Raw genomic sequence first — 2,396 nt, 5'->3', positions numbered from 1 at the left:
TCCACATCATACGGTGAAGCATTGCCTACTACTGCCGGAGCATTTTCTATGCGTGCTGTCGGACGGTCTGCATCGTAGATCGTTTCCACCTGAGTGGCTGCCGTGTTGGTGTTACCAGCAGCATCCTGGGCCACTCCTGCCGCTACATCTATGGTGATGTCGCCAGCGCCTGATGGTGTGATGGTTGCCGAATAATTCTGACCATCCGTTTTTACAAAATTACTTGCCGTGCCATTGCCTACATCAATATCCGCAATGCTAAAGCCACTCACATTTTCCGTAAACTGGAAATTGACCACATAGGAGGCTGTACTGTTTACAGTATCCGGTTGATTGCTAATGGTGACGTCAGGCTGAGTGATATCGTAAACCGTAGTAACTGTAGTAGCAACCGTATTGTCGTTACCGGCTTCATCTTGAGCCGCACCACCTGCTATGTCTATGGAAATATCACCAGTTCCATCAGGAGTGATATCCGCTGTATAGGTGCTATCATTGGTTTTCACCAAATTGCTTACTGCACCATTTGTGACCGAAACTTCGCTTTCCAACAGCCCGGATACTTTCTCATCAAACTGGATAGTAACCTGATATGGATTCGTCGAGTTTACACTATCAGGAGCATTTAATATGGCTACTGTAGGGCTTGTGGCATCATACTTTGTCACCGCCTGAATTGCGGCCGCATTGTCATTTGTAGAAGCATCCTGAGCTGAAGCGGCTGGTACATCGATGGTAATGTCTCCAGTGCCATCCGGAGTGATGTCTACCGTGTAGGTACTTGCGTTGGTGGTTTGAAAGTTTCCTTTTGATCCATTCCCTACGAGAATATCACTAATATCAAATCCTGTCACATCTTCGCTAAACTGAATGGTAACCGTGTAGGTCGCCACTGAATTTACGATAGCGGGTTCACCCTGAATATCCACTGTAGGCGCATCTGTATCGTAAGTCGTGGTGACAGTAGTAGCTGCCAGGTTATCATTACCTGCAAGGTCTTGCGCCACACCAGCCGCTACATCAATAGAAATATCACCGGCTCCTGATGGAGTTATGGTTACATCAAATGTTCCGTCTCCATTGTCCACTAATCCTGATGCGGAACCGTTTGTCACCGATACATCTCCCAACACGAAACCAGTAACCGCTTCCTGAAAATCTATAGTTACGGTGTACGGGTCTGTATTATTCACGACTGTAGGTGCTCCTGTGATTGCCGGAGTAGGTGCAGATGTATCATAGATTGTCGTCGCAGAATCTGCTGTACTGCCATTGCCTGCAGCATCCTGCGCTGCACTGGTTGGCACATTTACCACAATGTTACCAGCACCTGAAGGAGTAATATCAGCAGTGTAGGTGTTTGCGTCTACCACGATGAAATTAGAAGCCGAACCATTAGTCACGCCTATGTCTGATACATCGAAGCCCGAAACGTCCTCTGAAAACTGGAAGGTGACTGTATAAGGAGTTGTGGAGTTCACATAATCGGGTGCGTTTTCTATAGACAATACTGGCGCATCGTCATCATAAGTAGTAGTTACCTGTGTAGCAGCATTATTGGAATTACCTGCGGCATCCTGGGCCACTCCTGCTGCTACATCCAATGTGATATCTCCAGCGCCTGAAGGGGTGATTTCCACAGAAAAGGTACCATCTCCATTATCCGTAAAGGAAGTCACAGCTCCATTTCCTACGGTAATATCTCCGGCTACAAACCCTGAAACTTCTTCACCAAAATCAATGGTTACTACGTAAGGTGTCGTGGAGTTTACGATAGTTGGAGCGCCTGAAATAACCGGAGTAGGTGCGGTAACGTCGTACTCGGTTACTGCCTGTGTAGCGGCCGTGTTGTCATTACCTGCTGCATCCTGCGCTACGCCTGCTGCTACATCGATGGTGATGTCGCCTGTGCCATTTGGCGTGATGTCTGCAGTGTAGGTGCTGTCATTGACCGTTACAAAATTGCCGGCAGCTCCATTGACTACTGCAATATCCGCCAGCGTGAAGCCGGTTACGTCTTCATTGAAGCTGAACGTGACCGTGTAAGGGCTTGTGCTATTGACGATGGCGGGCTCATCCTGGATATCTACTGTAGGTGCAGAAGCATCGTAAATGGTCGTTACCTGCGTGGCGGCATTGTTGGAGTTGCCTGCTGCGTCAGTGGCTACTCCAGCATTGATGTCATAAGTAATATCGCCACTGCCATCTGGAGTGATCGTGATGGTATACGTGCCATCGGTATTGTCTACCAGATTGCTGCCTGTACCATTGCTTACTAGAAGATCACTAAGAACAAATCCACTAACTACTTCGCCAAAATCTACCGTAATATCATAAGGAGTATTGGACGTCACATAAGCTGGTGCCCCTGTGATTACTGGCGTTGGAGCCTGGTC

1 protein-coding gene is annotated in these 2,396 nt (G+C 47.9%); it reads right to left on the bottom strand.

Annotated features, from left to right (window positions below):
- Nucleotides 1-2,396: beta strand repeat-containing protein (locus C7460_RS23855; RefSeq protein ID WP_245986448.1), on the bottom strand; the 2,396-nt coding region annotated here is incomplete at both ends.

Origin of the sequence: Marinoscillum furvescens DSM 4134, from assembly GCF_003386095.1 — a bacterium.
GTDB classification, from domain to species: domain Bacteria; phylum Bacteroidota; class Bacteroidia; order Cytophagales; family Cyclobacteriaceae; genus Marinoscillum; species Marinoscillum furvescens.
This window is presented reverse-complemented; position numbering and strand designations above follow the sequence as displayed.